General features: G+C 72.5%; 28 protein-coding genes, 2 tRNA genes and 1 riboswitch. Of the genes, 10 read left to right on the forward strand and 20 right to left on the reverse strand.

Annotated elements, in window-relative coordinates:
- Positions 1 to 28 precede the first annotated feature (28 nt).
- The 3 genes from GLX25_RS15080 to GLX25_RS15090 all read left to right on the forward strand — a co-directional run bounded on the left by GLX25_RS15080 (position 29) and on the right by GLX25_RS15090 (position 2,055).
- Entirely contained in the window at positions 29 to 910 is an 882-nt protein-coding gene (locus GLX25_RS15080; protein ID WP_155843345.1) for an acyl-CoA thioesterase, read from the forward strand.
- A gap of 111 nt (positions 911 to 1,021) precedes the next feature.
- The gene (locus tag GLX25_RS15085) at positions 1,022 to 1,498 is read left to right on the forward strand and encodes a Rieske (2Fe-2S) protein (RefSeq protein WP_155843346.1); all 477 of its coding nucleotides are present in this window, start codon (positions 1,022 to 1,024) and stop codon (positions 1,496 to 1,498) included.
- Positions 1,495 to 2,055 carry a hypothetical protein gene (locus tag GLX25_RS15090; RefSeq protein WP_155843347.1) on the forward strand — a complete coding sequence of 187 codons (561 nt, stop codon included), beginning with the start codon at positions 1,495 to 1,497 and terminating at the stop codon, positions 2,053 to 2,055. Before GLX25_RS15085 ends, GLX25_RS15090 begins: the two co-directional genes overlap by 4 nt.
- A gap of 73 nt (positions 2,056 to 2,128) precedes the next feature.
- Here GLX25_RS15090 and GLX25_RS15095 read toward each other — a convergent pair whose 3' ends face one another.
- From GLX25_RS15095 to msrA, 5 genes are all read right to left on the reverse strand, one after another.
- Positions 2,129 to 2,608, reverse strand: coding sequence for an acyl-CoA thioesterase (locus GLX25_RS15095; RefSeq protein ID WP_155843348.1), 480 nt, complete (start codon positions 2,606 to 2,608; stop codon positions 2,129 to 2,131).
- A 1-nt stretch (position 2,609) separates the two neighbouring features.
- Positions 2,610 to 4,292: an energy-dependent translational throttle protein EttA gene (gene ettA / locus GLX25_RS15100; RefSeq protein ID WP_166548878.1), complete on the reverse strand. Its 1,683-nt coding sequence runs from the start codon at positions 4,290 to 4,292 to the stop codon at positions 2,610 to 2,612.
- 87 nt (positions 4,293 to 4,379) lie between these two features.
- Complete coding sequence (locus GLX25_RS15105; RefSeq protein WP_205719908.1) at positions 4,380 to 4,916, reverse strand: DUF6993 domain-containing protein; 537 nt, start codon at positions 4,914 to 4,916, stop codon at positions 4,380 to 4,382.
- A 49-nt stretch (positions 4,917 to 4,965) separates the two neighbouring features.
- Positions 4,966 to 5,538 (reverse strand): single-stranded DNA-binding protein, encoded by a 573-nt coding sequence (locus tag GLX25_RS18620; RefSeq protein ID WP_205719909.1) that lies wholly within the window; start codon positions 5,536 to 5,538, stop codon positions 4,966 to 4,968.
- A 179-nt stretch (positions 5,539 to 5,717) separates the two neighbouring features.
- Complete coding sequence (gene msrA, locus GLX25_RS15115) at positions 5,718 to 6,242, reverse strand: peptide-methionine (S)-S-oxide reductase MsrA (protein WP_155843349.1); 525 nt, start codon at positions 6,240 to 6,242, stop codon at positions 5,718 to 5,720.
- A 20-nt stretch (positions 6,243 to 6,262) separates the two neighbouring features.
- On the opposite strand from msrA, the gene GLX25_RS15120 reads away from it, so the two are divergent.
- The gene (locus GLX25_RS15120) at positions 6,263 to 7,270 is read left to right on the forward strand and encodes an aldo/keto reductase (RefSeq protein WP_155843350.1); all 1,008 of its coding nucleotides are present in this window, start codon (positions 6,263 to 6,265) and stop codon (positions 7,268 to 7,270) included.
- Positions 7,271 to 7,371: 101 nt separating this feature from the next.
- Entirely contained in the window at positions 7,372 to 8,055 is a 684-nt protein-coding gene (locus GLX25_RS15125) for a cation:proton antiporter (protein ID WP_155843351.1), read from the forward strand.
- A gap of 45 nt (positions 8,056 to 8,100) precedes the next feature.
- On the opposite strand, the gene nadE is transcribed toward GLX25_RS15125, so the two are convergent.
- The gene (gene nadE, locus GLX25_RS15130) at positions 8,101 to 8,925 is read right to left on the reverse strand and encodes an ammonia-dependent NAD(+) synthetase (RefSeq protein ID WP_155843865.1); all 825 of its coding nucleotides are present in this window, start codon (positions 8,923 to 8,925) and stop codon (positions 8,101 to 8,103) included.
- Between the two features lie 133 nt (positions 8,926 to 9,058).
- Between nadE and GLX25_RS15135 the strand changes: the two genes are divergently transcribed.
- The gene (locus GLX25_RS15135) at positions 9,059 to 10,240 is read left to right on the forward strand and encodes a cation:proton antiporter (protein WP_271192403.1); all 1,182 of its coding nucleotides are present in this window, start codon (positions 9,059 to 9,061) and stop codon (positions 10,238 to 10,240) included.
- Here GLX25_RS15135 and GLX25_RS15140 read toward each other — a convergent pair.
- Positions 10,202 to 10,274, reverse strand: a tRNA-Arg gene (locus GLX25_RS15140). The two genes, GLX25_RS15135 and GLX25_RS15140, sit on opposite strands and share 39 nt — an antisense overlap.
- 88 nt (positions 10,275 to 10,362) lie before the next feature.
- Between GLX25_RS15140 and orn the strand changes: the two genes are divergently transcribed.
- The 4 genes from orn (at position 10,363) to GLX25_RS15160 (ending at position 12,769) form a co-directional block, all read left to right on the forward strand.
- Positions 10,363 to 11,004, forward strand: coding sequence for an oligoribonuclease (gene orn, locus GLX25_RS15145; RefSeq protein ID WP_155843352.1), 642 nt, complete (start codon positions 10,363 to 10,365; stop codon positions 11,002 to 11,004).
- A gap of 40 nt (positions 11,005 to 11,044) precedes the next feature.
- A tRNA-His gene (locus tag GLX25_RS15150) sits at positions 11,045 to 11,120 on the forward strand.
- 25 nt (positions 11,121 to 11,145) lie between these two features.
- Complete coding sequence (locus GLX25_RS15155; protein WP_155843353.1) at positions 11,146 to 11,493, forward strand: metallopeptidase family protein; 348 nt, start codon at positions 11,146 to 11,148, stop codon at positions 11,491 to 11,493.
- Between the two features lie 25 nt (positions 11,494 to 11,518).
- Positions 11,519 to 12,769, forward strand: coding sequence for a D-alanyl-D-alanine carboxypeptidase family protein (locus GLX25_RS15160; protein WP_166548879.1), 1,251 nt, complete (start codon positions 11,519 to 11,521; stop codon positions 12,767 to 12,769).
- Position 12,770: 1 nt separating this feature from the next.
- On the opposite strand, the gene GLX25_RS15165 is transcribed toward GLX25_RS15160, so the two are convergent.
- From GLX25_RS15165 to ligA, 13 genes are all read right to left on the reverse strand, one after another.
- Positions 12,771 to 13,016 carry a hypothetical protein gene (locus tag GLX25_RS15165; RefSeq protein ID WP_155843355.1) on the reverse strand — a complete coding sequence of 82 codons (246 nt, stop codon included), beginning with the start codon at positions 13,014 to 13,016 and terminating at the stop codon, positions 12,771 to 12,773.
- Positions 13,017 to 13,064: 48 nt separating this feature from the next.
- Positions 13,065 to 13,628 carry an AAA family ATPase gene (locus tag GLX25_RS15170; protein ID WP_155843356.1) on the reverse strand — a complete coding sequence of 188 codons (564 nt, stop codon included), beginning with the start codon at positions 13,626 to 13,628 and terminating at the stop codon, positions 13,065 to 13,067.
- Complete coding sequence (locus tag GLX25_RS15175) at positions 13,625 to 14,422, reverse strand: energy-coupling factor transporter transmembrane component T family protein (protein WP_155843357.1); 798 nt, start codon at positions 14,420 to 14,422, stop codon at positions 13,625 to 13,627. Before GLX25_RS15175 ends, GLX25_RS15170 begins: the two co-directional genes overlap by 4 nt.
- Positions 14,419 to 15,930 (reverse strand): ABC transporter ATP-binding protein, encoded by a 1,512-nt coding sequence (locus GLX25_RS15180; protein ID WP_166548880.1) that lies wholly within the window; start codon positions 15,928 to 15,930, stop codon positions 14,419 to 14,421. Before GLX25_RS15180 ends, GLX25_RS15175 begins: the two co-directional genes overlap by 4 nt.
- A gap of 3 nt (positions 15,931 to 15,933) precedes the next feature.
- Positions 15,934 to 16,587 (reverse strand): ECF transporter S component, encoded by a 654-nt coding sequence (locus GLX25_RS15185; protein WP_271192383.1) that lies wholly within the window; start codon positions 16,585 to 16,587, stop codon positions 15,934 to 15,936.
- Between the two features lie 37 nt (positions 16,588 to 16,624).
- Positions 16,625 to 16,735: riboswitch (TPP riboswitch) on the reverse strand.
- Between the two features lie 86 nt (positions 16,736 to 16,821).
- On the reverse strand, positions 16,822 to 17,154 hold the full coding sequence (locus tag GLX25_RS15190; protein ID WP_155843359.1) for a hypothetical protein: 333 nt from the start codon (positions 17,152 to 17,154) through the stop codon (positions 16,822 to 16,824).
- A gap of 115 nt (positions 17,155 to 17,269) precedes the next feature.
- Entirely contained in the window at positions 17,270 to 18,556 is a 1,287-nt protein-coding gene (locus GLX25_RS15195; RefSeq protein WP_166548881.1) for a DNA polymerase IV, read from the reverse strand.
- 32 nt (positions 18,557 to 18,588) lie between these two features.
- Positions 18,589 to 19,284 (reverse strand): hypothetical protein, encoded by a 696-nt coding sequence (locus GLX25_RS15200; protein WP_155843360.1) that lies wholly within the window; start codon positions 19,282 to 19,284, stop codon positions 18,589 to 18,591.
- Between the two features lie 119 nt (positions 19,285 to 19,403).
- Positions 19,404 to 20,921 (reverse strand): Asp-tRNA(Asn)/Glu-tRNA(Gln) amidotransferase subunit GatB, encoded by a 1,518-nt coding sequence (gene gatB, locus GLX25_RS15205; protein WP_155843361.1) that lies wholly within the window; start codon positions 20,919 to 20,921, stop codon positions 19,404 to 19,406.
- On the reverse strand, positions 20,921 to 22,450 hold the full coding sequence (gatA, locus tag GLX25_RS15210) for an Asp-tRNA(Asn)/Glu-tRNA(Gln) amidotransferase subunit GatA (RefSeq protein ID WP_166548882.1): 1,530 nt from the start codon (positions 22,448 to 22,450) through the stop codon (positions 20,921 to 20,923). The genes gatB and gatA overlap by 1 nt, the downstream gene beginning before the upstream one ends.
- Positions 22,447 to 22,746 (reverse strand): Asp-tRNA(Asn)/Glu-tRNA(Gln) amidotransferase subunit GatC, encoded by a 300-nt coding sequence (gene gatC, locus GLX25_RS15215; RefSeq protein ID WP_155843362.1) that lies wholly within the window; start codon positions 22,744 to 22,746, stop codon positions 22,447 to 22,449. The genes gatA and gatC overlap by 4 nt, the downstream gene beginning before the upstream one ends.
- A 36-nt stretch (positions 22,747 to 22,782) precedes the next feature.
- Positions 22,783 to 24,558 (reverse strand): alkaline phosphatase family protein, encoded by a 1,776-nt coding sequence (locus tag GLX25_RS15220; RefSeq protein ID WP_155843363.1) that lies wholly within the window; start codon positions 24,556 to 24,558, stop codon positions 22,783 to 22,785.
- A 13-nt stretch (positions 24,559 to 24,571) separates the two neighbouring features.
- Positions 24,572 to 26,905: an NAD-dependent DNA ligase LigA gene (ligA, locus tag GLX25_RS15225; RefSeq protein ID WP_166548883.1), complete on the reverse strand. Its 2,334-nt coding sequence runs from the start codon at positions 26,903 to 26,905 to the stop codon at positions 24,572 to 24,574.
- Positions 26,906 to 26,953: the final 48 nt, after the last annotated feature.

Consider the following 26,953-nt stretch of genomic DNA (forward strand, 5'->3'; position numbering starts at 1 on the left):
GATGGCCGACCGACCAGACGGAGGAACGATGAGCGGTTCGATCGAGGGCCTGCTGAGCACGCTGCGGCTCACCGACACCGGGGCCCGCACCGACGAGGACATCTTCACGGGGCCCTCGCAGTGGATGCCGCGCGGCCGCGTCTTCGGCGGACAGGTGCTCGCCCAGTCGATCATCGCCGCGACCCAGACGGTGCCCGACGAGCGTCCGATCCACTCGATGCACGGCTACTTCCTCCGGCCGGGCGACGTGCAGCACCCGATCACGTTCTCGGTCGACCGCATCCACGACGGCCGCTCGTTCTCGACGCGGCGCACGCAGGCGTTCCAGCACGGCCTGCCCATCCTCTCGCTGATCGCGTCGTTCCAGACCCGCGACGACGGCTTCGAGCACCAGATCGGGATGCCGCACGACCTGCCCGAACCCGACACGCTGCCGTCGACCGCCGACGTGCTCGGCCACCTCGACCACGACGTCGCCCGGTACTGGTCGAGCGAACGGGCCTTCGACGTCCGGCACATCCCGTCGCCCGTGTACCTCACGGTCGAGGGCGAACGACTGCCGCACCAGGTCGTCTGGATGAAGGCGTTCGGCCGCCTGCCCGACGACCTGCGACAGCACCGCGCGGCCCTCGCCTACGCGAGCGACTACTCGATCCTCGAGCCGGTGCTGCGCGCGCACGGCGTCGCGTGGGCGACGCCGGGACTCAAGGTCGCGAGCCTCGACCACGCCATGTGGTGGCACCGCGATGCGCGCGTCGACGAGTGGCTGCTGTTCACGATGGACTCGCCGTCGGCCGGCGGCGGCCGGGGTCTCTCGCTCGGCCGCATCTACACGCGCGACGGCGTGCTCGTCGCGAGCGTGGCGCAGGAGGGCATGGTCCGCGTGCCCGATCCGGACGCGCTCGGCTGACCGATGGCCGCCGCGATCCCTGAGCGATCGCGGCGAATGCGGCATCCGCCGTGCGCGGTGCCGCAGAATGGGCACCACCGCCGCGCCGCGCGGCCGATGAGGAGGCAGCACATGGACGACGCTCGTGAACTCTCGCGCCGCACGGCGCTCGCCCTGGGCGGGACGGGTGCGCTCGGCGGCGCGCTGATCCTCGCCGGGTGCGCGCCCGGCTCCGATTCCGACGGCGGCGACGACTCCGGCGCCTCCGACGGCACGGGAGCCGACGCCGGCGGCGGCTCGACTCCGACGGATGCCGCGGGCGAGGACGTCGCCGCCCTCGCCGACATCCCCGTCGGCGGCAGCATCAGCGCGACCATCGGCGGCGAACCGGTGCTGCTGTCGCAGCCGACGGCCGGAGAGGTCGTCGCCTTCAGCGCGGTCTGCACGCATCAGGCCTGCACGGTCGCGGCCGAGGGGGCGACCTTCGTGTGCCCGTGCCACGGCTCGACCTTCGATGCCGCGACCGGCGACGTCGAACAGGGCCCGGCGCTCGACCCGCTGCCGTCGGTGCCGGTCAGCGTCGACGGGGATCGCGTGATCGCCGGATGAGCGAGCTCTTCGACTTCCAGGTCGCCGGCCTGCCGGTGCACGTCCTGCTCGTGCACGTCGTCGTGGTCGGCGTGCCGCTGCTCGCCGTGCTGCTCGTCGTGCTCGCCGCCTGGCCGGCCGCTCGACGCGTGCTCTGGATCCCGACGCTCGTCGGCGCCGTCGCCCTGCTCGGCCTGACCTGGCTCACCGTCGAGGCCGGCAAGTGGCTCGTCGAGCGGGTCCCCGAGACGCCGCTCATCGAGGAGCACGCGGACCAGGGCGAGGACATCCTGCCGTGGGTCGTCGCGCTCGCGGTGGTCGCCGCCCTCATCGGCGCACTCGCGCTCGTCGAGCGTTCCGCGGACCGCCGGGTCACCGACGCCGAGGTCGCCGCCGCACGCGGCGTGTCGACGCCTGCGCGACGGAGCCCCGCCCGCATCGTGATCGCGATCCTGCTGCTCGTCGCGACGGTCGGCGTCGGCGTCGGCGCCGTCTGGACCACGGTCCGGATCGGCGAGGCGGGCAGCCGTGCCGTCTGGGAGGGCTCCTTCAGCGACGAGCCGCTCGAGGACCGGTAGGGGCGGATGCCGCGGCGCGGCCCGTTCGGGCGACCCGTCGCGCGGGGGCGCGACCGCGCAGCCGCGGGCGGGATCAGCGTCGCCGGAACCCGATCGGGTCGCCGAGGTACGGCTCCCACGCCACCCGCTCGGCGTCGGTGATGCGCCGCGGCTTCTCGGTCGCGGCATCCACGAGGACGATCGTCGTCGCGGCGCGCGTGTAGAGCGTGCGCGGCGCGGCGCCCTCGGGCGAGTACACCTCGTAACAGACCTCGAGGCTCGCGCCGCCCATCCGGCCGATCCACAGCTCGATGTCGAGCGGCAGCCGCTGGTACGGGATCGGCGCGAGGTACTCGACCTCCTGTCGCGCGATGAGCGAGAGGGTCGCCGAGCCCGGCGATGCGTCGATCACCGCGGTCGAGGCGCCGACGGCGTGCTCGGCGGTGCCGTCGTCGTTGACCCAGAACGCCTGGATGCGAGCCTCCTCGAGGAGGCTCAGCATCCGGGCGTTGTTCACGTGGCCGTACGCGTCGAGATCGCTCCAGCGGAGCGGCGTCGGCACGTGCAGGCGCATCTCAGTCCCTCGTGAGCTTGCGGTAGGTGGAGCGGTGGGGCTTGGCCGCCTCGGGGCCGAGTCGCTCGACCTTGTTGGCCTCGTACGCCTCGAAGTTGCCCTCGAACCAGTACCAGTCGGCCGGGCTCTCGTCGGTGCCCTCGTACGCGAGGATGTGCGTCGCGATGCGGTCGAGGAACCACCGGTCGTGGGTGATGACCACGGCGCAGCCCGGGAACTCGAGCAGCGCGTTCTCGAGGCTCGAGAGCGTCTCGACGTCGAGGTCGTTGGTCGGCTCGTCGAGGAGCAGCAGGTTGCCGCCCTGCTTGAGCGTCAGCGCGAGGTTCAGGCGGTTGCGCTCACCGCCCGACAGGACGCCGGCCCGCTTCTGCTGGTCGGGGCCCTTGAAGCCGAAGGTCGAGACGTACGCTCGGCTCGGCACCTCGGTCTTGCCGACCTGGATGTAGTCGAGCCCGTCGGAGACGACCTCCCACAGCGTCTTGTTCGGGTCGATGCCCGTCCGCGATTGGTCGACGTACGAGATCTTCACGGTCTCGCCAATCTTGAGGTTCCCGCCGTCGAGGGGCTCGAAGCCGACGATGCTCTTGAAGAGCGTGGTCTTGCCGACGCCGTTCGGACCGATGATCCCGACGATGCCGTTGCGCGGGAGCGTGAAGCTGAGCCCGTCGATGAGCAGGCGGTCGCCGAAGCCCTTCTCGAGCTTCTTCGCCTCGAGCACGACGTCGCCGAGGCGCGGACCCGCCGGGATCTGGATCTCCTCGAAGTCGAGCTTCCGCGTGCGCTCGGCCTCCGCCGCCATCTCCTCGTACCGCGCGAGTCGGGCCTTCGACTTCGCCTGGCGCCCCTTCGCGTTCGAGCGGACCCACTCGAGCTCGTCCTTCAGGCGCTTCTGGAGCTTCTGGTCCTTCTTACCCTGCACCTGCAGGCGCTCGGCCTTCTTCTCGAGGTACGTCGAGTAGTTGCCCTCGTACGGGTAGAGCCGGCCGCGGTCGACCTCGCAGATCCACTCGGCGACGTGGTCGAGGAAGTACCGGTCGTGCGTGACCGCGAGCACGGCGCCGGGGTACTTGGCGAGGTGCTGCTCGAGCCACAGCACGCTCTCCGCGTCGAGGTGGTTCGTGGGCTCGTCGAGCAGCAGCAGGTCGGGCTTCTGCAGCAGCAGCTTGCAGAGCGCGACGCGTCGCTTCTCACCACCCGACAGCACCGAGACGGGCGTGTCGCTCGGCGGGCACCGCAGGGCGTCCATCGCCTGGTCGAGCTGCGAGTCGAGGTCCCACGCGTCCGCGGCGTCGATCTCCTCCTGGAGCGTGCCCATCTCGGCGAGCAGCGTGTCGAAGTCGGCGTCGGGGTTCGCCATCTCGGCGGAGATCTCGTTGAACCGGTCGATCTTCGCCTTGATCGGACCGACGCCCTCCTGCACGTTCTCGAGCACGGTCTTGGTCTCGTCGAGCTCGGGCTCCTGCATGAGGATGCCGACAGAGTAGCCGGGGGTGAGTCGAGCCTCGCCGTTCGAGGGCTGGTCGAGTCCGGCCATGATCTTCAGGATCGTCGACTTGCCGGCGCCGTTCGGGCCGACGACGCCGATCTTCGCTCCGGGGAGGAACGCCATCGTGACGTCGTCGAGGATCACCTTGTCACCGACCGCCTTGCGGGCGCGGACCATCGAGTAAATGTAGTCAGCCACTGGGTTCCTCACGTCGGGAGTGCGCGGTTCAGCCCTCCAGCCTAGCGGCCCGCGTCGGCGGGTCGAGCCGTGACGGTCCGCCCCGCACTACCCGCCGGTGTCGACGGTCGCACCGACGAGGCATCCGCCCGAGCCGAGGCCGGGACGCTCGGCGCTCCGGTAGCCGTCGGAGGCCGGACCGTACTGGCCGATGAGGCACCGGTCGCCGATCCGGACGGAGAACTGGATCGAATCGGCCGGCTCGCCGAGCGTCGTGGTGTCGGAGGTGACCTGCATCGCCGAGCGGTCGAACCCCGCCGCGGCGAGCGCGTCGAGGAAGGCGCGCCCGCCGGCCGCGGCGTCCGCGGCGATGACGGCGCGGTTCACCTCGTCGAAGCGGCCGAGCTCGTCGAGGGCTCCCGTCGCCGGCTCGTCGGCCGGTGCGTCGCCGTCCGTCGCCGTCGGAGCCGGCGACGTCGGGGGCCCGGGCGTCGACGCCGCGTCGCGCGCATCGGAGCCGGTGCATCCCGCGAGGGCGAGCGCCACCCCGGCGGCCGCGACGCACGCCGCGACGCACGCCGCGATCGTCGATCGGCGCGCGCGTCGGCGGGCCCCATCCGCCTTCCGCTCCCGATCGGTCTCCACGGAGGCCGAGTCTACGACGCGGCGCCCGCGGGACCGGGGGACGTGCGGATCAGGACCCCGACATCGGTTCGAGCACGGCGTCGTCGGCTCCGAGCGCGCGGGGCTCGTCGTCGCCGTCGACCGACGGCACCGACCAGTCGGCGCCCTCGGCCCAGTCGGGCACGTCGGTGCGGCCCTCGGCGACGGCGTCGCCCTCGGCGATCGCGTCGCCCTCGGCGATCGCCGCGGTCTCCTCGGCCTCGCCGGCCGGGTCGACGAGGCGGGCCCCTGAGGTCTTCGAATACACCGCGACGCCCCACGACAGGTCGTGGCCGATCGCGTCCGCATCGATCTCGATCGCGGTGCCCGAGCGCTCGCCCGTCTCCCACGCCCGGATGCGGAGACGGCCGTGCACGACGACGCGCTCGCCCTTGCGGAGCGAGCGCGCGGTGTTGAGGGCGAGCTGCCGGAACGACGAGACCGTGTACCAGTTGGTCTCCCCGTCGGTCCAGGCCCCGGTGGCGCGATCGAAGAACCGCCGCGTCGAGGCGAGTCGGAAGTTGGTGATCGGCAGGCCGGTCGCGGTGACGGTGTGTCGGGGATCGCTGCCGATGACGCCGGTGATGGTCACGAGGTCGGACATGGGGTGCTCCTCAGGGCTCGACGCCGCCGCGGATCGGCGGCTCGCGGCATCCGGGGCCCTCGTGCCGGAACGACCCCGGATGCCGCTCACCACAGCGTGGCGGCCGGGGATGCGGCATCCGCGGGCGGGCATCCGGACCGTGGACGGCGTCGCTCCCCTGCCGAGATGGTGAGGAGGAGTCAGGCGACGATGTAGTCTGCGTACGAGCGGCGGATCTTGTTCACCTTCGGCAGGGCGACCGCGAGGCAGTAGCCTTGGCCGGGGTTCTTCGCGAAGAAGTCCTGGTGGTACTCCTCGGCCGGGAAGAAGTCGCCGAGCGGCTCGATGGTCGTCACCACCTCGCCCGGCCACCAGTCGGCCGCGCGCGTGCGCGCCGCCTCGAAGAGCTCGCGCTGCTCGTCCCCGGCGAAGAATATCGCCGAGCGGTACTGCGTGCCGACGTCCGCGCCCTGGCGGTTCAACTGCGTCGGGTCGTGCAGGGTGAAGAAGACGTCGAGCACGACCTCGCGCGGGAGCACCTCGGGGTCGAAGTCGACGCGCACCGCCTCGGCGTGCCCGGTCGCACCCGTGCAGACGAGTTCGTACGACGGGTTCGGCATCGCACCGCCCGTGTAGCCCGACACCACGTCGTGCACGCCGCGGAGCGTGCGGTAGACGGCATCCAGGCACCAGAAGCAGCCGCCGGCGAGAACGAAGCTTTCCATCACGGCCATAGGCTACCGGCATGACCTTCGTCGCCTCCCCCGACCGCTACGACCAGATGACCTACAACCGGATCGGGCGGAGCGGCCTGAAGTTGCCCGCACTCTCCCTCGGGCTCTGGCACAACTTCGGCCACGACCGTCCGCTCGACACCCAGCGCGCCATCGTCCGCCGCGCGTTCGACCTCGGCATCACGCACTTCGACCTCGCGAACAACTACGGCCCCCCTCCCGGAAGCGCCGAGGAGAACTTCGGCCGCCTGCTCGCGACCGACCTGAAGCCCTATCGCGACGAGCTCATCGTCTCGTCCAAGGCGGGCTACCTGATGTGGGATGGCCCGTACGGCGAGTGGGGTTCGCGCAAGAACCTGCTCGCCTCGCTCGACCAGAGCCTCGGCCGGCTCGGCCTCGACTACGTCGACGTGTTCTACTCGCACCGGCCCGACCCCGAGACGCCGATCGAGGAGACCATGGGCGCGCTCGCGCACGCGGTCCGACAGGGCAAGGCGCTGTACGCGGGCATCTCGAACTACTCGCCCGAGCAGACGATCGCCGCCGCCGAGGCGCTCGCCGCCGAGGGCGTGCCGCTCACGATCCACCAGCCCCGCTACTCGATGTTCGACCGGCACATCGAAGGCGGCCTCTTCCCGGCGCTCGACGAGGTGGGCGCGTCGGCGATCGTCTTCTCGCCGCTCGCGCAGGGCCTGCTCACCGATCGCTACCTCTCGGGCGACGTGCCCGCGGGATCGCGTGCCGCGACGAGCCACTTCCTGCCGGCCGAGCGCATCAGCGAGGAGTACCTCGAGCGCGCTCGCGCCCTGAACGCGATCGCCGAGGGTCGCGGCCAGTCGCTCGCCCAGCTCGCCCTGTCGTGGGTGCTCCGGGTGCCGCAGGTCGCCAGCGCCCTGATCGGCGCCTCGAGCGTCGCGCAGCTCGAGCAGAACGTCGCCGCGCTCGATGCGGCGCCGCTCGCCGACGACGAGATCGCCGCGATCGAACCGCACGCCGCCGACGGCACGGCCCTGGGCTGAGCGGATGCCGCGAGCCCGGCGCGCCTCGCGGCCTGCGACGGTCGCGAGGCACGCCGGGCCGGCTGCGTCCCGCCGGTGCCGCGCAGCGCTAGCCTGCGCACATGCAGTGGTGGAATGACTTCGTCGCCTGGCTCCTCTCGGACGAGAACCGTCCCGTGCTGTTCACGGCCGGCGTCGTGTTCGTCTCGGTCCTCGTCTCCGGCGTGCTCTCGGCGTGGATCGCCCGATCGGCCGTGCGCGGCCTCATCCGGCAGCGGGACCGCGAACTGCGCCGCGCCGCGATCGCGACTCTCATCGACGCCGCGACCGAGGCATCCGTCTGGAACTCGCTCACCCCCCAGGAGCAGGTCCTCGCCGACCGCGCGGTCGGCCAGGCGGACATCCAGGTCCGCCTGCTGCCGCTCCGCGGCGCCGACGTCGCCGCCGACTGGGCGGCGCACCAGCTGCACGAGCTGAAGCGCGCCTCGGCGACGTTCGGCTACCAGCTCGACCCGGCGGTCGCCGAGTTCCGCGAGCGCATGCTCGAGTGGCAGCGGCATCCGTCGCGGACCCGTCGCGACTTCCGCAACGACCTCGAGCGGTGGCGGCTGCAGCGCGACGAGCCGGTCCAGGAGCTCGCGGCGGAGCAGGACACCTGGGTCGCCGAACAGCACCACGAGCGCTACGCGCAGCCTCCCCTCGTCGAGGACGCCGCGACGCAGCCCGTCACGACCTCGACCGAGGAGCCCGCAGACGAGGTCGCCGACGCGGACACGGACCGCCGAGCGGTCCCCCAGCGCGACTGACGGCCGCCGCCTCGGGTTCGAGGCCTGCCGGCCCCACTCATCGCGTCAGGCGCGCCACCACGCGTCGAACATCGTGACCGGCTCCGCCCGCTTGTGCCGGGTCTGAAGGAAGCGCGCCTCGATCTGCTCGGCGACCAGGTCGTCGACCCGCCGACCTTCGAGGAAGTCGTCGATGTCGCGGTAGGACAGCCCGAGGTTGGCCTCGTCGGCCTGACCGGGATCGTGGTCGAGGAGGTCGGCCGTCGGGGTCTTCAGGTACAGGCGCTCGGGCGCGCCGAGGTGCTCCAGGATCGATCGCCCCTGGCGTTTCGTGAGCCCGGACAACGGCAGCAGGTCGGCGCCGCCGTCGCCGAACTTCGTGAAGAAGCCTGTGACCGCCTCGGCCGCGTGGTCGGTGCCGACCACGAGCAGGGCTCCCTCGCCCGCGAGCGCGTACTGCGCGACCATCCGCATGCGCGCCTTGACGTTGCCCTTGCCGAAGTCGCTGACCGGGCCGCCGACGGCGGCCTCGAACTCGGCCGCGAGCCCGTCGACCCCGCCCTTGATGTTGAACTCCACCGTCTCCGACGGGCGGATGAATCCGAGCGCGACGGCGGCGTCGGCGGCGTCGTGCTGCACGCCGTACGGCAGCCGGACGGCGATGAACCGTGCCGGGCGCCCCTCGGCTGCGAGCTCCTCCACGGCGAGCTGGCAGAGCCGACCGGCGAGCGAGGAGTCCTGCCCGCCGCTGATGCCGAGGACGAGGCCGTTCGCGCCGGAGGCGGCGAGGTAGGCCTTGAGGAAGTCGACGCGTCGACGGACCTGCTCGGCCGGGTCGATCGTGGGCTCGACGTGCAGTTCTTCGATGATCCGTGCCTGGAGGTCGCGCATGCCACGACGATACGACACGCGTGTGACGAGCGGATGACGCATCCGCCCCCGCCCTCCGGGGCTCCGACCGTGCCGTCGGATAGCATTCCCACCGACGAAGGGGGTCCGCGTGGAGGTCGACGTACCCACACTGGTGCTCATCCCGGCGATCGCCGCGATCGCGCCGCTCGCCACGAGGGCGTTCGGCAAGTGGATCGCGATCCCCGTCGTCATCTTCGAGTTGGTGCTGGGCATCGCGCTCGGCCCGTCGGTGCTCGGCTGGGTCCAGCCGGACCCGTTCATCGAGCTGCTCTCCGACTTCGGGCTCGCGATGCTCTTCTTCCTCGCGGGGCAGGAGATCGACTTCGAGGCGATCCGCGGGCGGCCGCTCGTCCGGGCGAGCCTCGGTTGGCTGATCTCCGTGCCGCTCGGCCTCGCCGCAGGGTGGTTGGTCGATCCCGACGCCGGCGCGGTGTTCATCGGCATCGCGCTCACGTCGACCGCGCTCGGCGCACTGCTGCCGATCCTGCGGGACGCGGGCATGCTCCGGACGCCCTTCGGCGTCTCGGTGTTCGCGGTCGGGGCGGCGGGCGAGTTCCTGCCGCTGATCGCGATCTCGATCTTCCTCTCGGGGCGCTCGCCGCTGCACGCCACGATCGTCCTGCTGGCCTTCGCCGTGATCACGGGCCTCGCGATCTGGCGCGCCTCGAGGGGCGACGGCCGCCGGCTGCACGCGGCGATCGGCGCGACGCTCCACACCAGCGGGCAGTTCGCGATCCGCCTGGTGATCATGGTCATGCTCGCGCTCGTGGGGCTCTCGATCGTGCTCGACATCGACATGCTGCTCGGCGCCTTCGCCGCGGGCGTGATCGCACGGCTCCTGCTCGAGGGCGCTCCCGAGCAGGACCGCCGCACCATCGAGGTGAAGCTCGACGGCATCGGCTTCGGCGTCTTCGTGCCCGTCTTCTTCATCTACACCGGCGTCACGTTCGACCTGGAGGCGCTCGTCGAGGACGCGCGGACCTTCCTCCTGCTGCCGCTCTTCACGGGGCTGCTGCTCGTGGTCCGCGGAGTGCCGTCGGCGCTGCTCGCACCGCCCGGCTCGCACCTGCGAGACCGGATCGCCACCGGGCTGTTCGGGGCCACCGCCCTGCCGATCATCGTCGCCGTGACCACGATCGGCGTGGAGGCCGGCGACATGGACTCGGGCACGGCCTCGGCGCTCGTCGGGGCGGGCCTGCTCTCGCTCGTGCTCTACCCGCTCATCGCGATCGCGATCACCCGCGCCGCGTCCCGGCGCCCTCGGCAGGAATCGAACCTGCGACCAAGAGATTAGAAGGCTCCTGCTCTATCCGCTGAGCTACGAGGGCCGATCGCCACCACGATACCCCAGGGTTCCGGGCGCTCCCCGGGCACGCCGGACGCGGCCGTGTCGGCCCGCGCGGCTAGACTCGCCGCATGGCATCCTCGAGCGACCGACTGGTCTGGATCGACTGCGAGATGACCGGGCTCGACCTCGAGGTCGACGAACTGGTCGAGATCGCGGTCGTGATCACCGACTACGACCTCCGACCGGTCGACGAGGGCCTCGACATCGTCATCAAGCCCGACGCGAGCGCGCTCGAGGCGATGGGCGACTTCGTCCGCGCCATGCACACGCAGTCCGGACTCATCGAGGAGATCCCGAACGGCGTGTCGGTCGCCGACGCCGAGTACCAGGTGCTCGAGTACGTCCTGAAGCACGTCCCCGAGGAGCAGCGGGCACCGCTGGCCGGCAACTCGATCGGCACCGATCGTGCCTTCATCAGCCGGTTCATGCCCCGACTCGACGCGCACCTGCACTACCGCAACGTCGACGTCTCCTCGATCAAGGAGCTGGCGAAGCGCTGGTTCCCGCGGGCGTACTTCAACGCGCCCGCCAAGGACGGCGGGCACCGAGCGCTCGCCGACATCCTCGAGTCCATCCGAGAACTGCAGTACTACCGGCGTGCGGTGTTCGTCGGCGACCCCGGGCCGACCAGCCAGGAACTGCAGGCGATCTCCGCCGAGGTGGCCGCCGAGGGGGCCGCCGTGTCAACGAGCGCCCCGAACGTGGTGTAATCTCGTAGGGTTGCCGCTCGTGCGAACGAGTCGGTGCATGGTGGGTATAGCTCAGTCGGTAGAGCGCCTGGTTGTGGTCCAGGAGGTCGCGGGTTCAAGCCCCGTTACTCACCCCAATTCGACTCCAGATCGGAGCCAGTCGTGGAGCTCGACGCCGAAGCCTTCGAACGGCTCGTGGTCGACGAACTCGACGAACTGCCCGACGACATGGTCGAGGGCCTCGAGAACATCGTCTTCGTGGTCGAGGACCGCCCGGAGGACGGCTCCCTCGACCTCCTCGGCCTCTACGAGGGGGTCTCGCTGACGGAGCGCGACCGGTACGGCTTCGGCGAGATGCCCGACCGGATCGTGCTCTACCGCGAGCCGCTGCTCGCGATCGCCGACACCGAGGACGAGCTCCGCGACGAGATCCACGTCACGCTCGTGCATGAGATCGCGCATTTCTACGGCATCGACGACGACCGGCTGCACGAGCTCGGCTGGGCGTGAGCGAAGCCGCGCTAGCCTGATTCGCATGAGTCCCTCCCCCGGACGCGTCATCGGCATCGCCGTCGGCGCGCTCGCGATCCTCGGCATCGGCGTGTACGGCCCGGCGATGCTGCTCGGCCCGCTCCCCGACGTCCAGGTCCGCGTCGACACGGCGCAGGCGTCCGCGCCGGCGACGACCTCGGTCGTCCTCCCCGCGGACGACGCGTCGGCGGTCGCCTTCATCGAGGACGACGGCCAGGCCGCACTCGTCGCTGCCTCCGCCGACGACGAGGCCGCCCCCATCGGCGGCGCGGCGAAGCTCGTCACGGCGCTGGTGGTGCTCGACACCCTCCCGCTCACGGCAGACGACGACGGCCCGGACATCCGGATCGGGCCGGAGGACTACACCGATTACCTCAGGTACTCCGCCGAGGGGTCGCGGACCGTGCAGGTCTCCCCCGGCGACTCCTGGACCGAGCGCGACGTGGTCCGCGCCGTCCTCCTGGCCTCGAGCAACAACCACGCCGACACGCTTGCCCGGTGGGCGTTCGGCAGCGTGGACGCCTACGTGACGACGGCCAACGAATGGCTCGACGAGCAGGGGCTGACCTCGACCTCGGTCGCGGACGCCACCGGACTCTCGGGCGACAACGTCGGCACCGCGACGGAGCTCACGCGCCTCGCCGGGCTCGCGCTCGCGGAACCGACCCTCGCCGCGATGCTGGAGGGCGACTCGGGTGCGCCGACGCCGAGCGACGATCGGCGGATCCCCGACGCGATCGCCCACCTCGGCGACGAGGGGATCCGCGCCATCAGCCGGAGCTTCACCGACGAGGCGGCCATCACGTTCGTGTGGACCGCCGAGCTGCGCTCCGGCGACGAGCGACGCACGATGGTCGGGGCGATGACGGGCGTCGACGACTACGACACCCTCGACCCCGCGGTGATCGCCGCCGTGGAGGGCATGCAGGCGGCATCCGAGCCGATCGAGGTCATCGCCGCCGGCGCGAGCTACGGCGAGGTCACCTCGGCGTGGGGCGACCGCGCGCAGCTGATCGCCACGGCCGGGCGCACGGATGCCGCGTTCGGGGCGGTCGCGGAGGACGCCAGCGTCGACGTGGAGCCCTTCACGACCTCACCGGTGGGGCGTCAGGTGGGCACCGTGACGGTCGCGATCGGCGAGCGGGAGGTGAGTTCCGCGCTCGAACTCGACCGGGCGATCACCGATCCCGGTCCGATCTGGCGACTCACCCACCCGGGCCTGCTCATCGGGGCGTTCCTCGACGGGAACGCCTGAGTCAGTCGTTCTCCTCGTCGGACTCGACGGGATCGGAGTCCGACGCGTCGAAGCGGAAGCGGACGCGCAGCTGGCCGCCCACATCCTTCTGCTCGACGGCGTCGTACCAGAACAGGGACTCGAGCCCGTCGACGGCGGCGACCATGCCGACCCGCTTCTCCGGCTCGCCGCGGACGAGGGCCCGCTGCTCGAAGTCGCCCTCGAGCGGACCGTCGATGAACTCCGCCACATACGTCGCATCACCCATGTGCCGAGCGTAGTCCCGGCCGGGTCCGCGGCACAGCATCCGCGCTGATCAGGCTCCGAGTCGCACGCGGATCGCCGGCCGTCGGTCGGCGCCGGACTGGCGTCGGTACCGTCGCCAGTCGGACTCCCACGATGCCCAGAACTCGTCGAACGCGCCCGCGTCGCGTTCGAGCGCCCGTTCGCGCCGCGTCTCGTACGGCGCGTCGAGCCAGACGCGGACGGCGTCGGTCGCCTCGGCGCCGGCGAGGAAGGCGCCGCACCCCTCGAGCACGAGCGGGCGGCCCGGCGGGACGCGTTCGACGGCTCCCCGGCGGTCGGCGTGCCAGTCCCAGCGGTCGAGCGCGCCGACGAGGTCGGCCCCGTGCGGGCGCACGAGTCGAGGACCGAGGGCTGCGGCACCGCGACGGAGCCCGCGCCATCCGGGGATCGCCTCGTCGACGCGGACGAGGCGCGGGGGCCGTCCCGGCCAGGCGGCGACCAGCGCGGCCGCGAACGTGCTCTTCCCGGCTCCGCTGGGCCCGTCGACGAGGACGAGCGGATGACTCCGTGCGCGCGTCGCACGCAGCACGACGTCGAGCGCGGGACGGAGGGCCAGCGCCTCCCGCGCCTTCACGCCCACACCGGATGGTAGGTCCCCGCCCAGACGGCACCCGCGATCGCGATCGCCGCGACCGCGGCCGCGATCAGGACGAGCACGGCGTCGGGCGCGCCGACGGTGGACGGGCGCGCCCACGTCCGCGGGGTGTCCGCGCCGAAGCCGCGGGCCTCCATCGCGGTCGCGAGCTTCGAGCCGCGTCGGATGGCGAGCACGAGCAGTGCGAAGGCCATCGTCGCCGCGCGCCGCACCGCGCCGTGGTCCCCGATGCCGCGGGCCCGGCGGGCGAGCGCCATGGCACGCCAGTCCTCGACGAAGAGGCCGACGAGCCGCGTCGCCGCCAGGGCGCCGAGCACGAACCTCGCCGGCAGGCGCCACACCTGCGCGAGCCCGTCGGCGAGGTCGGTCGGGTCGACCCGGAGGAACAGGAGCGCCGCCGGCAGGCCGATGGCGAGCACGCGGAGGGTGACCGCGATCGCGAGCTGGATCGAGCCGTCCGTGACCTTCGCCAGCCAGAACTCCCAGTAGACGGTGCCCGACGGGCGTCCGTAGAGCAGCATGCTGATGCCGGCGAGCGGCGCGGCGATGAGGATCGGCCACGTGCGTCGCACGAGCAGGGCCGGCGTCACGCCCGCCAGGGCGAAGAGCACGAGCTGGATCGCGAGCGCGATCGCGGCACTGACCCAGTCGACCGTGACGAGCAGGGGCGTCGTGAGCACCATCGCGGCGGCGAGTCGCGTTGCGGGGTTCACCCGGTCGACGAATCGCAGGGTCGGTGCGGGGGCCGGTTCGGCGACGTCGATCGCGCTCATGCGGGTCCGCCCCGTGTCGCGACGCCGGTTCCCGCTGCGGCGCGCGCGTCGAGCCGGATCCGGTGGGCTCCGAGCGACGCGATGTACGCCGCATCGTGGGTCACCGAGAGCAGCGTCGTGCCCTCCCGGACGAGTTCGTGCAGCAGCCGGACCAGTTCCACCCAGCCGAGGCGGTCCTGGCCGAAGGTCGGCTCGTCGAGGATGACTGCGCCCGGACGGGTCGCGAGCACCGCGCCGACCGTGAGCCGGCGCGCCTCCCCGCCCGAGAGCGTGAAGGGGTTCGCGGCCGCGAGGTGGTCGAGGCGGAGGCGCTGGAGCACCTCGTCGACGCGCGCGTCCACGTCGGCCGCCCCGAGTCCGAGTGCCCGCGGAGCGACCGCGACCTCGTCGCGGACGGTCGAGGCGACGAACTGGTGCTCGGGCTCCTGGAACACCGTGCCGATCCGCGTCAGCAGTTCCCGCGAACGCCATCGGAGGGGTGCGTCGCCGATGCCTCGCGCGAGGGCCGGTGCCGCGATGACGCGACCGGCGCGGGGCGCGAGCAGGCCGCCGAGCGTGAGCGCGAGCGTGGACTTGCCCGCGCCGTTCGGGCCCGTGAGCACGGTCGAGGACGCCTCGGGCACCACGAGTCCGAGCCGTTCGTGGAGCACCGCGCCGCGCGGCCGCCCGATCGCGAGAGACTCGGTCGAGAGGGCGGGCCGCGCGTCGGGGGCCGCGGCATCCGTCGCATCGGGCACCTCGAGCGGCACGCCGGGCACCCACACGCCGGCGGCGGCGAGCGCCTCGCGCCGCTCGTCGAGCACGACCGAGGGCGGGCCGTCGGCGAGCAGCCGACCATCGGCGCCGAGCACCACGACCCGGTCGACGAGGTCGAGCCAGACGTCGACGCGGTGCTCGACGACGACGAGGGTCGCGCCGGTGCGATCCAGCACGCGCGCGACGGCGTCGCGCACCTCGGCGACGCCGGCCGGATCGAGGTTCGCCGTGGGCTCGTCGAGCAGCAGCAGGCCCGGACGCATCGCGATCGCGCCGGCGAGCGCCATCCGTTGCTTCTGGCCGCCCGACAGTCGCGACGTGGGATGGGCGAGCGGCAGGTCGAGGCCGACCGCGTCGATCGCCGCGCGCACGCGGTCCCAGATCTCCTCGCGCGGGATGCCGAGGTTCTCGCAGCCGAACGCGACGTCGTCGCCGACGCGGGCGAGGACCACCTGCGAGTCCGGGTCCTGCAGGACGAGGCCCGCTCGTCCGCGCGCCTCGGACGCCGGCCGGCCGTCGATGAGCAGCCGACCGTGGTGCTCGCCCTCGTCGTCGCCGCCGAGCACGCCCGCGAGGGCGTGCAGCAGCGTCGACTTCCCCGACCCGGACGGGCCGAGCAGCAGCACCCGCTCCCCCGGGTGGATGCGGAGGTCGATGCCCCGGAGCGCCGCACGACGGCGGCCGGCGTGCCGCCAGCCCCACCCCGTGGCATCCACGCGGGCGGGACCGGCGGCTCCCGGTGATCGGTCCACGGGTCAGACCCGCCCGGTGACGTCCCGTCCCGCGCCGAACCGGCTGAGCGCGCCGGTCGCCGCGAGCGCGCGCACCACGATCCAGCCCAGGAGGCCCGCGAGGACCGCCCCGGAGACCACGACGGTGCCGAAGTAGAGCGCGAGGAACTCGGCCGACTTCTGCAGGTTGCCCGAGAGGAACAGCTCGAGGACCCACGCCGCGGCACCCGCCGCGGCACCCGCGAGCATCGCGGTCACGACGCCGAACCGGCGGTACCCGGTCGCGAGGAAGACCAGCTCGGCACCGAGGCCCTGCGCGAGGCCGGAGTAGATCGTCTCGATGCCCCACTGGTTGCCGACGAGCGCCGAGACGATCGCGGCGAGCAGTTCGACGTAGAGCGCCGCGCCGGGCTTGCGGATGATCAGCCCGCCGAGCACGCCGCCGATGAGCCAGATGCCGACGGCGATGCCGCCGAGACCCGGGGTCAGTGCGTCGGCGGCGCTGAACCACGCGTAGCCGACGTTGTTCCAGAAGAGGAAGACCAGTCCCGTCGCGACGCCGATCACGCTCGCGACGACGATGTCGACGACCCGCCAGCGGGTGCTGCGGGGCGCCGCGCCCTCGCGCGCGTCGGTCGTGCCGGCCGTGGGGGTCTGGTCGGTGGATGAATCGTGCACTGTCGTGCCCTTTCGTCTCGTGGAAAGCGGCACGGGAAATGAGATCGAATGCCCTCCCTGCGCTGGCATGACCCAGATCAGGTTCGACGGTCGAAGGTTGGAGAACCTTCCTCTCAGCCCGGCTCACCGGACTCCCGTGTTCGAGCACGAGTATACGCGCGCCGCGAGGGCCTCACGTCGTCGATGACGCCGTGCGCCTTCGCGGGCGCGGTGGGCGGATGCCGCCGGCGCGCGCTACTTCTTCAGCGCGCGGATCACCATGCGGAGCGCCTTCCCGGTCACCACCACGAGCGGGATGGACACGATGAGGAGGCCGAGCACGTTCGGCTCGAACCGGACGTCGCCGCCGCGCCCCACGTACGCGCCCAGCGGGACGGACCAGCCGCCGCCACCGCCACCGGAGCCCTCGTTCTGCTCGTCGTCGGTGCCGGCGCCCCCGCCGAAGCCGTACGCGCCGAGCGCGACCGGCACGACCTCGGCACCGCCGATCTCGACCTTGTCGGCGTAGGAGGTGCGGACGCCGACGCCGGCGACCTTGTCTGCGAGCTCGAGCACGAAATCAGCCATGCGGCCACGCTACCGGGGCCGCGCGGCACCGGGAAGGGCGTTGACGGATGCCGCGGGCCCGTGCCCGCCCGGATGTCCGGCGATCACGCGCGCCGTGCGAGCGCGGGGCGCCACGTCACCAGAACGACCGCGGCCCCGGCGGCGGTTCCTCCTCCTCTGCGCCATCGCGCACGGTGGGCGCCGCCGATTCGACCGCCGGTCTGACGAGCGCTGCTGGCCGCACGGCGCCGCGGCCGAACCGCCGCACGACCTCGTCGATCGTCCGCTCGGCGTCGCGCCACTCCTCGTCGGGGTCCCAGAGCGGCGCGCCGTCGCCGGCGTGCCGCAGGTGCTCGGCACGCACCCCGACGAGCCGGACGCGGCGCCCGTCGCCGACGAGGTCGCCGAGCGGAACCAGCGCCTCCTCGTAGATGCGCCGCGCGACGTCGGTGGGCTCGGCGAGCGTGCGCGACCGCGTGACCGTCGTGAAGTCGCCGTACCGGAGCTTCAACGTCACCGTGCGCGCGAGCATGCCGGCGCGGCGCAGGCGCACCCCGACGTCGGTCGCGAGTCGCAGGAGTTCGCGTGCGATCTCGTCGTGCGCCACCAGGTCGTGGTGGAACGTCGTCTCGTGCCCGATGCTCTTCTCGACCCGCCGCGTCTCGACGTCGCGCGGGTCGATGCCGTTCGCCAACCGGGTCAGCCGTGCCGCGAGCGCCGGGCCGACCGCTCTGGCCAGCGCGTCCTCGGGCATCTCGGCCACGTCGCCGACCGTGCGGAGCCCCAGCTTCAGGAGCGACTCCTCGGTCACGCGGCCGACGCCCCAGAGTGCCGACACGGGGAGCGGGTGGAGGAACGCGGTCGTCTCGACGGCCGGCACCACGAGCATGCCGTCGGGCTTGGCGCGAGAGGACGCGACCTTCGCGACGTACTTGCTCGCCGCGACGCCGACCGAGCACGTGAGGCCCGTCTCGTCGCGCACGCGGCGCCGGAGCGTCCAGGCGATCTCGGCCGGGCTGCCGTGCAGGCGACGCGCCCCCGAGACGTCGAGGAACGCCTCGTCGATCGACAGCGGCTCCACGAGCGGCGTGAGCTCGCGGAAGATCGTCATCACCCGCTCGGAGTACTCGGAGTAGCGTCGGTAGTCGCCGCGGAGCACGACGGCGTTCGGGCAGCGCTGCAGCGCGACCGACATCGGCATCGCCGAGTTCACGCCGAAGCGCCTCGCCTCGTAGCTCGCGGCGGCGACGACGCCGCGCCCCGCGGTGCCGCCGACGAGCACCGGCTTGCCGCGCAGCTCGGGTCGACTCAGGAGTTCGACGGACACGAAGAACGCATCCATGTCGACGTGCAGGATGGGCGTCGCCGAGTCGTCGACCGGCCCGGTCGTGACCTGCCTCGACGAGCCGTCCTGCTTGCTCACGCAGCGACCCTAGCGCCCGCCGCCGACAACGGTCAGAACCCGAAGTCGCCGAAGTCGCCGCCGCCGAAGTCCCCGCCGCCGCCGAAGTCGCCGAATCCGCCCCAGTCGCCGCCCGCGTCGCCGGCGCCGGCGGCGTCGACCGACCCCGCATCGGCACCCGGGTCGGCACCGGCGTCCGCGCCGGCGTCCGCGCCCGCATCGGCGCCGCCATCCGTCGCCCCGGCCGCATCGAACGCCGACGGGTCGGGCAGGAACGCCTGCGCGATCGCCGAACCGACCACGACGCCCGCGATCGTGCCGAGCATCGAGCCGCCCACCATCGACCCGAACGACGGGCCGGCACCGCGTCCGCCGCCGCCCGGCGCGGCGCCGGCCGCACCGGGAGCGCCCGCGAACGCCCGCTCCATCGAGCCCGGCTGCCGCAGTTCCTGCCGCGTCGCGGCGCGAGCGAGCGCGTTCGGGTCGTCGGAGGCCACGCGCTCCCCCTCGGGCGCCTGCTCGGCGAGCGATCGGAACACCTGCTGCCGCTGCTCGGGGGTGAGCTTCGCGAACGCCTCGGCGTGCACCGCCTCGATCGACTCGGGCGGGGCCGTGCGGAGCAGGTAGCGGTAGCGCTCGATCGCGAGCTCGTCCTCGCTGAGCCGGTTCGCCTGAGGCGCCTGCGGCACGGGCGGGGCCGGTCGTGCGGTGCGGTCGCCGCCGCCGAAGAGTCGGTCCAGGAATCCCATGATGTCCTCGCAAGTGTTCGGGGTGGCTCAGGCTACTGACGCCGGCCAAGAACGGGCTGTGAGACGACGGATGCCGCGGCGCGAACTCGCGCGCCGCGGCAGCCGTCGACGGTGTCGACCTAGCTGTCGGCGGCCGCCCGTTCGAGCACGAGCTCGCGCACGCGCGCCGCGTCGGCCTTGCCCTGCATGGCCTTCATGACCGCGCCGATCACGGCGCCGGCGGCCTGGACCTTGCCGTCGCGGATCTTCGCGAGCACATCGGGCTGCGCGGCGAGCGCCTCGTCGATCGCGGCGATCAGCGCGCCGTCGTCGGAGACGACCGCGAGGCCGCGGGCGTCGACGATCTCGCGCGGCGAGCCTTCGCCGGCGATGACGCCCTCGAGCACCTGGCGGGCGAGGCGATCGGTGAGGGTGCCCTCGTCGACGAGCGCCGCGAGCTCGGCGACGTGCGCCGGCTCGGCGAGGCCCGCGGCATCCGCGCCCTGCGCGTTCGCGATGCGGGTGAGCTCGCCCGTCCACCACTTGCGGGCGGCGGCCGGCGTCGCACCGGCCTCGACGGTGGCGGCGACCTCGTTCAGCAGCCCGCCGTTGGCGACGTCCTGGAACTCGAGGTCGGTGAAGCCCCACTCGGCCTTCAGCCGACGACGACGCGCGGCCGGCGGCTCGGGCAGCGCCGCACGGAGCTCCTCGATGACGGCCGGGTCGGGCTCGACCGGCAGCAGGTCGGGCTCGGGGAAGTAGCGGTAGTCGTCGGCGTCGGACTTCGGACGACCCGGGCTCGTCGTCCCGGTGTCCTCGTGCCAGTGCCGCGTCTCCTGCGTGATGGTGCCGCCGTCGGCGAGGATCGCCGCCTGGCGCTGGATCTCGTGGCGCACCGCGCGCTCGACCGAGCGCATCGAGTTGACGTTCTTCGTCTCGGTGCGCGTGCCGAACTTCTCCTGGCCCTTCGGGCGCAGCGAGACGTTCGCGTCGCAGCGGAGGTTGCCGCGCTCCATGCGCGCCTCGGAGATGCCGAGCGAGAGCACGATGTCGCGGATCGTCGCCACGTACGCGCGGGCGAGCGCCGGAGCATCCGCCCCGGCCCCAACGATCGGCTTCGTCACGATCTCGACGAGCGGAACGCCCGCGCGGTTGTAGTCGACGAGCGAGTACTCGGCACCGTGGATGCGGCCCGTCGAGCCCACGTGCGTGAGCTTCCCGGCGTCCTCCTCCATGTGCGCGCGCTCGATCGCGACCTCGAAGGTGCGCCCGTTCTCGAGCTCGACCTCGACCGTGCCCTCGAAGGCGATCGGCTCGTCGTACTGCGAGATCTGGTAGTTCTTGCCGAGGTCGGGGTAGAAGTAGTTCTTCCGCGCGAAGCGGCTCGACGGCGCGATCCCGCAGCCCAGGGCGAGCCCGAGCGAGATCGAGTAGCGCACCGCGGTGCCGTTGACGGCCGGGAGCGACCCCGGCAAGCCCATGTCGACGGGCGCGACGAGCGTGTTCGGCTCCGCGCCGTGGAACTCGTCGTTCGCCGGGTTCGGCGCCGACGAGAACATCTTCGTCCTCGTGTTGAGCTCGACGTGCACCTCGAGGCCGATCACCGGATCGAAGCGTTCGAGTGCCTCGTCGAAGTCCATCAGTGCCGCGCGTGCCATCAGACCACGCCCTCCTCGGTCGCCATGAGTTCGTGGGTGGACAGGTCGGGCGCCTGCGCGAGCAGCGGGCCGCCCCAGCGGTCGACGAGGAGCGCCTCGAGCGCACCGCCGACGTTGTACAGGCGCGCGTCCTCGCGAGCCGGCGCGAGGAACTGGATGCCGACCGGCAGGCCGTCCTCCGGCGCGAGGCCCGCGGGCACCGAGATGCCGGGCACGCCCGCGAGGTTCGCGGGGATCGTGGCGACGTCGTTCAGGTACATCGACAGCGGGTCGTGCAGCTTCTCGCCGAGCTTGAACGCCGTGGTCGGCGCCGTCGGCGTCGCGAGCACGTCGACCTTCGCGAACGCGGCGTCGAAGTCCTGCTGCACGAGCGTGCGCACCTTCTGGGCGCTGCCGTAGTAGGCGTCGTAGTAGCCGGCCGACAGGGCGTAGGTGCCGAGGATGATGCGGCGCTTGACCTCGGGGCCGAAGCCCGCCTCGCGCGTGGCCGCCATGACCTCCTCGACCGTTCCGCCGCCCTCGGGGACGACGCGGAGGCCGAAGCGCACCGAGTCGAACTTCGCGAGGTTGGACGACGCCTCGGCGGGCAGGATCAGGTAGTACGCGGCGATCGCGTACTCGAAGTTCGGCGCGCTCACCTCGACGATCTCCGCGCCGTTCGCCGCGAGCAGCTCGAGCGACTCGTGGAAGCGCTGGCGGACGCCCGCCTGGAAGCCGTCGGAGTCGAGCTCCTTGACGACGCCGATGCGGAGGCCCGAGACATCCGCCCGCCGCACCGCCTCGGCCATCGACGGCCACGCGTCGGGGATCGAGGTCTGGTCGTGCGGGTCGTGCCCGGCGATGACGTCGTGCAGCAGCGCCGCGTCGAGCACCGTGCGGCTCACGGGGCCGACCTGGTCGAGCGAGGACGCGAGGGCGATCGAGCCGTACCGGCTGACGCCGCCGTAGGTGGGCTTGGTGCCGACGGTGCCCGTGACGTGCGCGGGCTGGCGGATCGAGCCGCCCGTGTCGCTGCCGAGCGCGAGCGGCGCCTCGAAGGCCGCGACGGCCGCGGCCGAGCCGCCACCGGAGCCGCCGGGGATGCGGTCGAGGTCCCACGGGTTGTGGGTGGGGCCGTAGGCCGAGTGCTCGGTCGACGAGCCCATGGCGAACTCGTCCATGTTGGTCTTGCCGAGCGGGACCATGCCGGCCTCGCGGACCTTGCGCACCGGGGTGGCGTCGTAGGGCGGGATCCAGCCCTCGAGGATGCGCGAGCCCGACGTCGACGGCATGCCCTCGGTGACGAGCACGTCCTTCACGGCGATCGGCACGCCCGCGAGGGGACCGAGCGCCTCGCCGGCCGCGCGACGGCGATCGACGTCGGCGGCGGTCTCGAGTGCCTGGGCGTTCACGTGGAGGAACGCGTGCACCGCGCCGTCGACGGCGGCGATGCGGTCGAGGTGGGCCTTGGTCGCCTCGACCGACGAGACCTCGCCGGAGGCGAGCTTCGCGGCGAGGTCGGCGGCGCTCAGCCGGATCAGGTCGCTCACTGCTCCTCCCCCAGGATCGCCGAGACCACGAAGCGCGTGCCGTCGTGCTCCGGGGCGCCCGAGAGCGCCTCCTCGACGCTCAGCACGTCGGCCGGCACGTCCTCGCGAAGCGGGTTGTGCAGCGGGATCGGGTGGCTGGTCGGCACCACGTCGGGCGTGGCCACCTCGCTCACCTTCTCGACCGCCTGCATGATCTGGCCGAGCTCCGTCGTGAGGTGCTCGATCTCTTCCTCCGTGAGCGCGATGCGTGCGAGGTTCGCGAGATGCGCGACCTGCTCGGCGCTGATTTCAGACATGCTGCTCCGTCGTCCGGGAATGGGGATGCAGCAATCCTACCGAGGCGTGCCGAACAGGCCGACGCCGTACTTCTGCAGCAGCTCGTACGCCTCGCCGTACGTCGTCGGCTCGGGTTCGCCGTCGCCGTACTTCGCGATGAGGAGGCCGAGGAGCCCCTTCGCGGGCGGGCTGAGCGGGGCGGTGCGGTGCGCGTCGCCGGGGTGGAGCGGTTCGGCCTCGGGGTTCGGCGGCGTGTACTGCGGCGTGGTGGCCGGCCAGGTGAGCGGATGCCTCGGCGCGTCGAGCGTCACGGCGTTCCGGATGGTGGGCGCGCCGTCGTCCCGGTCGGTGAGCGGGTCGAGCCCGTGGGCCGCGCACAGCGTGGCGATGACCGAGCCGTGGTGCATGGGGTCGTGGATGACGGTGCCCTCGGCCGTGTACGCCGAGATCGCGATGGCGGGGACGCGGCATCCGAGCCGGTCGAACGTGAAGCCCATCTCGCCGGCGCCGTCGCTCGCGCCCGGCGGCGTGGCGCCGGGCGGCGGCACGTGGTCGTACGTGCCGCCGTGCTCGTCGAAGGTCACGAGGAGCATGGTGTTCATCGCGTTGGAGCCGGAGTCGGCCGCGCTCTCGCGGATCGCGGAGTAGATCGAGTGCAGGAGGGCCTCTCCCGCCCGGACGTCGGAGATCGCGCCGTCCGTCACCTCGTCGCCGTCGACGTCGGACTCGCGCAGCCGCCCGACCGGCGGGTGGAAGTCGTTGTGGTCGAAGATCATGCGCGGTTCGACGAAGCTGTACGGCGCCAGCTCGCCGTCTGCGACGTCGCTCCAGAACTGCGACATCGGCGCGAAGTGGGCGGTGCGCCAGAACTCCTCGAGCGCGGGCGCGTGGATGATCCCCGTCATCGAGACGAGTTGCAGGTCGTCGAAGTAGATCCGCCAGTCGATGCCCGCGTCGTCGAGCCGGTTGAAGATCGTGGGGCTCGCGTCGGCGTCGAGCCACTTGCGGTAGCCGCCGTCGCCCCGGTTGGTCACGAATCCGTGCGAGGTCGACGCGTGGAAGAACGACCGATTGCAGAAGGTCTGCGACGGCACCGCGCAGTGCCAGGCGTCGTAGACCGCGAACCCCTTCGCGAGCGTGGAGAGCACGGGCAGCATCTCGGGCGAGAACGAGCCCATGATCTGCCGGATGTCGCGGTCCTCCGGGTCGCGACGACGATGCTCGACGTGGTCGGCGTAGTCGATCACGAAGCCGTCCATGCCCGGCGTCGCGCCGGCATCCGGCGCATTGAACGGTGCGCTCATGTCGTCGACCTCCGCGGTCGCGTTCGAGGCGGGACGGATGGTGCCGAAGAGCTGCGTGTTGACGTGGGGGTACTCCTCGCCCGGGTCGGGGTCGGGGCGCCGCATGATGGAGTCGGTCGGGCCGTCGTAGACGTGCGCGGGGATCTGCTCGCCGTCGGCGGTCGCATTCGCGAACTCGCCGAACGCGAGGCCGTCGTAGGTCACGCCGTCCGGAAGGTCGCCGGTGTCGTAGAGCCAGCCGAGGAGGTTGTCGAACGACCGGTTCTCGCCCATCACGACGACGAGGTGGTCGAAGCCGGGCTTCGATCGGATGGGCGGCGGGGGCGGCAACGCGGCGACCCCGGCCGCTCCCTGCTCGACTCCGGCCGAGTGCCCGGCCGAGGCGGCGATCGCGGCGGCTCCGCCGCCCGCGACGATCGCGCTCGCCCCCGCCACGCCGCCGTAGCGCAGGAAGTCGCGGCGCGTGGTGCCCGGGGCGCCCTCCGGGCGCGCGGCCTCGGGCGACTCGTCGTGCTCCTCGGCCTGCATCCCCCGCCCCCTCTCACCCGACGAGCGCGTCGGGCCCCTCCGTCACCAGGATCGCGAACTGGGCGGCATCGATGACCCGAACGCCGAGCTCCTCTGCCTTCGCGAGCTTCGATCCGGCACCGGGGCCCGCCGCGACGAAGTCGGTCTTCTTCGACACGCTCGACGCCGCCTTGCCGCCCGCCGCGATGATCGCCTCCTGCGCCCCCTCGCGCGTGAAGCCCTCGAGGCTGCCGGTGGCGACGACGGTGAGCCCGGCGAGCACGCCGCCGGCGTCGGCGGCCCGCCCCGGGCCAGGGTGTCCGGGCGTCGCGAACTGCACGCCCGCCGCCTGCCACCGATCGACGATCTCCTGGTGCCAGTCGACGCCGAACCACTCGATGAGCGAATCGGCGATGATGCCGCCCACGCCCTCGACCTCCGCGAGCTCCTCACGGCTCGCGGCGCGGATCGCCGCGAGCGAGCCGAAGTGGTCGGCGAGCGCGCGCGCCGCGACCGGTCCGACGTGCCGGACGTTGAGCGAGACCAGGATCCGCCAGAGCGGCTTGGTCTTGGCCTTCTCGAGCTCGGAGAGGAGCTTCGTGGCCGCCTCCGACGGGAGCAGCTCGCGATGGTCCTTCCGGATCCCGGCGGCCCGCCGCTCGGCGGCCGACATCCGCTCGCTGCCCGGCGGATAGGTGATCCGGACCTTCTGGAACGGCGCGCGCCGGATCTCCTCGCCGGTGACCGGGTCGGTCCGCGGCTCGCCGGTCTCGGCGTCGCGGACGACGACCTCGATCGGGACGAGCTCGTCGACGGTGAGGTCGAAGAGCCCCGCCTCGGTCACGAGCGGCGGCGTGGACGGCACGAACGGCTGGGTGAGCGCGGCGGCGGTGACCTCGCCGAGCGCCTCGATGTCGAGCGCGCCGCGCGAGCCGATGTGCTCCACCCGGCCGCGGACCTGCGCCGGGCAGCTGCGGGCGTTCGGGCACCGGAGGTCGATGTCGCCCGCCTTGGCTGGGCGGAGCGGCGTGCCGCACTCGGGGCAGCGCTCCGGCATCCGCCATTCGCGCTCGCTGCCGTCGCGCAGCTCCTCGACCGCGCCGAGGATCTCGGGAATGACGTCGCCCGCCTTGCGCAGGACGACCGTGTCGCCGATCAGGACGCCCTTGGCCTTCACGACCTCCTGGTTGTGGAGCGTCGCCTGCTCCACCGTGCTGCCCTGCACCTTCACGGGCGCCATGACCGCGTACGGCGTCGCCCGGCCCGTACGGCCCACGCCGACGCGGATGTCGAGGAGCTTCGTGTGCACCTCCTCCGGAGGGTACTTGTAGGCGATGGCCCACCGCGGCGCCCGGCTCGTCGCGCCGAGCTCGTCGTGCAGGGCGAGCTCGTCGATCTTGACGACGATGCCGTCGATCTCGTGCTCGACGTCGTGACGGTGCTCGCCGCGATCGGCGATGAAGGCCGTGACCTCGTCGATCGTGTCGAACACGCGCGAGTGCGGTGAGACGGGCAGCCCCCACCCGGACAGCAGCCCGTAGACGTCGGACTGGCTCGACACGGGCGGGCGCTCCCACGCGCCGATGCCGTGCAGGTAGAGGGCGAGGCGGCCGAGCCGATCGCGCATGAGCTCGAGTTGGAGCGGGGACTTGTTCTCGCGGCGCTGCCGCAGGCTGCCCGCGGCGGTGTTGCGGGCGTTGGCGAACTCCGGGAAGCGGGTCGGGATCGCCTCCTCCGCCCGCCCCTTCGCGCGCTGTTCGGCGGCGAATTCGGCCTGGAGTGCGTGCTGCCGCTCGTTGAGCGCCTCGAAGTCCTCGGATCGGAGGAAGACCTCGCCCCGCACCTCGAAGAACGACGGGAACCCCTCGCCGTCGAGCCGGCGCGGGATCGCCGGGATGAACTCGACGTTCTCGGTGATGTCTTCGCCGACGCGGCCGTCGCCGCGCGTCGTCGCGGTCTCGAGCACGCCGTCGCGATACGCGAGGCTGATCGCGAGCCCGTCGATCTTGAGCTCGGAGAGCCAGCGCACCGGGCGCCCGGCGGCGGACTGCGCCTTCGTCGCCCATTCGGCGAACTCGTCTAGGCTGAACACGTTGTCGAGGCTCAGCATCCGCTCCGCGTGCTCGTGCGACGGGAAGCCGACGGAGACCAGCGCCGCGCCGACCTGCTGGGTCGGGCTGTCCTGCCCGGCCAGTTCGGGGAACGCCCGCTCGAGCGCCTCGAGCCGATGGAAGTCGGCGTCGTACTCGGCGTCGCTGACGAGGCTCACGCCCTCGGAGTAGTACGTCGTCCGGTACCGCTCGATGCGCTCGCGGAGCGCCTCGGACTCGCTGCGGGCGTCGTCGAACTCGGTGGGGATGTCGCTCACGCAGTCATCCTAGGAGCCTCCACCGACGTCGGAGCGGAGGTCGGCGCG

The sequence above is a fragment of the Agromyces luteolus genome, assembly GCF_009729855.1.
GTDB lineage: Bacteria > Actinomycetota > Actinomycetes > Actinomycetales > Microbacteriaceae > Agromyces > Agromyces luteolus.

Bases quoted from the DNA above. Each gene is read 5' to 3' on its own strand.
- GLX25_RS15080 (WP_155843345.1), top strand. From the start codon at position 29: ATGAGCGGTTCGATCGAGGGCCTGCTGAGCACGCTGCGGCTCACCGAC.
- GLX25_RS15120 (WP_155843350.1), top strand. From the start codon at position 6,263: ATGACCTTCGTCGCCTCCCCCGACCGCTACGACCAGATGACCTACAAC.
- GLX25_RS15085 (WP_155843346.1), top strand. From the start codon at position 1,022: ATGGACGACGCTCGTGAACTCTCGCGCCGCACGGCGCTCGCCCTGGGC.
- GLX25_RS18620 (WP_205719909.1), bottom strand. From the start codon at position 5,538: ATGTCCGACCTCGTGACCATCACCGGCGTCATCGGCAGCGATCCCCGA.
- GLX25_RS15160 (WP_166548879.1), top strand. From the start codon at position 11,519: ATGAGTCCCTCCCCCGGACGCGTCATCGGCATCGCCGTCGGCGCGCTC.
- orn (WP_155843352.1), top strand. From the start codon at position 10,363: ATGGCATCCTCGAGCGACCGACTGGTCTGGATCGACTGCGAGATGACC.
- nadE (WP_155843865.1), bottom strand. From the start codon at position 8,925: ATGCGCGACCTCCAGGCACGGATCATCGAAGAACTGCACGTCGAGCCC.
- gatC (WP_155843362.1), bottom strand. From the start codon at position 22,746: ATGTCTGAAATCAGCGCCGAGCAGGTCGCGCATCTCGCGAACCTCGCA.
- GLX25_RS15165 (WP_155843355.1), bottom strand. From the start codon at position 13,016: ATGGGTGATGCGACGTATGTGGCGGAGTTCATCGACGGTCCGCTCGAG.
- GLX25_RS15125 (WP_155843351.1), top strand. From the start codon at position 7,372: ATGCAGTGGTGGAATGACTTCGTCGCCTGGCTCCTCTCGGACGAGAAC.
- GLX25_RS15190 (WP_155843359.1), bottom strand. From the start codon at position 17,154: ATGGCTGATTTCGTGCTCGAGCTCGCAGACAAGGTCGCCGGCGTCGGC.
- GLX25_RS15220 (WP_155843363.1), bottom strand. From the start codon at position 24,558: ATGCAGGCCGAGGAGCACGACGAGTCGCCCGAGGCCGCGCGCCCGGAG.
- msrA (WP_155843349.1), bottom strand. From the start codon at position 6,242: ATGGAAAGCTTCGTTCTCGCCGGCGGCTGCTTCTGGTGCCTGGATGCC.
- GLX25_RS15090 (WP_155843347.1), top strand. From the start codon at position 1,495: ATGAGCGAGCTCTTCGACTTCCAGGTCGCCGGCCTGCCGGTGCACGTC.
- GLX25_RS15200 (WP_155843360.1), bottom strand. From the start codon at position 19,284: ATGGGATTCCTGGACCGACTCTTCGGCGGCGGCGACCGCACCGCACGA.
- GLX25_RS15095 (WP_155843348.1), bottom strand. From the start codon at position 2,608: ATGCGCCTGCACGTGCCGACGCCGCTCCGCTGGAGCGATCTCGACGCG.
- GLX25_RS15175 (WP_155843357.1), bottom strand. From the start codon at position 14,422: ATGAGCGCGATCGACGTCGCCGAACCGGCCCCCGCACCGACCCTGCGA.
- gatB (WP_155843361.1), bottom strand. From the start codon at position 20,921: ATGGCACGCGCGGCACTGATGGACTTCGACGAGGCACTCGAACGCTTC.